We start from the raw sequence: 2,100 nt of genomic DNA, 5'->3' as shown, positions 1-2,100 counted from the left end.
ATTACCAACAGTTGCATTATCAAAATCGCTTGCTGATGCACAGGAAATGCTTATAAAAGCAATAACCAATAACATCAATAAATATCTTTTACGCATAATAAAACACTGCTCATATAATTTTTTTTAGTTGTAATATATTTTTTACTTTATTTTATATAAACTATTTCGAAAGTAATTACTTGCTCGGATTAATATTCTATATATTTTACAGACTTAAAAAAATGAAAAAGGAAAGAAAATTAACTTTCCTTTGCATTGATTATAAGACCACTAATTGCACCAATTTCACCACAAAGAACTGCTTCTCCAAATAGACTAATAGTAAGACTTATTCCAGCTGTTTTCAATACATCTGATGCAAAATGACCACATACACTTTCGAACCCTCCGAATCCACCTGCGAGAGCAGATTCTATGGTTATAGTTAATGCAGTTTCTAATCTATTAAAATTAACATCATAGTGTTGTGAAATAATTGCTCCGGAAAAAGCTGCACCTACAAGGGTACCAACACCAAAACCTGCAATTATACCAATTCCAGGATTAAAAGTAAATGCAGCAACGACTACACCTGCAATTGAAGCTATTGCAGGAGCTAATGCTGAGAGAATTGTAGATTCTGTTGCAGACATGCTTTCGGCAAAGTAAACAGGACCGAAATCGCCTGTGAGGTTCATACCGTTAAACTGTACCCGTCCTCCGTCACCGACACAGACATTATCACCACATCCATATGCAGTATTTCCCTTGAATGTACAGTTGTTAAGTGACAAAAATCCCTGATTAAAGATTGCACCACCGTTTTTAGCATAGTTATTTGTGAATCTGCAGTTTTCACATATTATGTAGCCTGTGTTTAAAATTGCTGCACCCCAATCTCTTTCAATAATATAATCCATTCTATTGTTATTAAAAACTACATTATTTAAAACGCAGTATCCTTCTCTGTTGTCTATTGCAGTATTGAATCCTTCTACTGTCAGATTATTGATTGTGTAAACCTGGTTGGGTGATGTTACTATCCATTTGTTTTCGTCCCTGTCTTTGGATGTTGCTTTTATCTTTGCACCATTTCCAAAAATGTTAACAACTGAATAGCCGCTGTAGCTTACCCATTGAGCATTGGATTCAAAAACGCTTCCTGGTGCATAAAATACATTTAAGACAAAAGACACATCAGGATTATACTTGAATCTGTCGTGGGAAAGAATAATATTTCCAATATCCTTGCTTTTAAATAAATCATCAACAAGACTATGGCAAATAAATTCGTAGGTGCCCGTATTGGTTACGGATACGCTTTTAGTATAAACATAAGTATTTTTATAGTTATCATTTATCAATGATTCGAAAGCATCGTTTAATGTTGTATTTTTGAAAACATAGTTCTTTTGATATTCAATATCTACTTCATTAAAACTTTTTATTGCAGAAAAAGTGAAATCTCCGGTTTCATTCATATATTGAGCATAAACTACTAATTCATCATCAAGTTTGGCAAATCCCAACATAATGGCCTCATACATTATTGGGATGAGGTTAATGTATTTGTCTGCTATTTCGGAATAATATGTATACTTCAAATACTTATCGACGTCGATTCCTAAATAATTACCATCAATCAAAAATATACTATTGTCTGTTGTGCAGTTTGTAAAAGTAAAAGTTTTAGATTTGTGGTCGAGATAAATTGATTCACCGGTTAATTGGGAAGTTGAATTTAGGATAATTGTGTTGACAAGTTTATTGTTGTTTCCTGCAATATAAATTGCGCCTCCAACACCCCTTGCAACATTGTCTATGAATATTGAATTGTTTATAACTCCATTATTTCCGCTCCATTTTATTGCACCGCCATTTAATGCAGTATTGTTTGCGAATATGCAATTGTCAATTAATCCGTTGTTTCCACTCCAACAGACGGGACTTTCGTCATAAGAAACCTTAAGTATTGTCCGGGTTATACCAGCAGCAATGACATTATTGTCATTTTCACCTCTAATTGGAATATCAAAGCCGGAATATTTGGAATTGATAAAAGTCAAATTGAATATTTTAACGTTGTTTCCTGTTACTTTTAAAATATTGGTTTTGTAATTT

General features: G+C 33.1%; 1 protein-coding gene. It reads right to left on the bottom strand.

Features of this window, described 5'->3' with window-relative positions; translation table 11 throughout:
- Nucleotides 1-239 precede the first annotated feature (239 nt).
- Nucleotides 240-2,100, bottom strand: a 1,861-nt coding sequence (locus tag ACKI3Q_RS07535) for a hypothetical protein (protein ID WP_407415807.1), incomplete at its 5' end; no start/stop codon positions are given.

The sequence above is a fragment of the Methanobrevibacter sp. genome, from assembly GCF_045636185.1.
Lineage (GTDB): Archaea > Methanobacteriota > Methanobacteria > Methanobacteriales > Methanobacteriaceae > Methanocatella.
The sequence above is the reverse complement of the archived record's forward strand: the minus strand, read 5'-3'. Positions and strand labels throughout refer to the sequence as shown.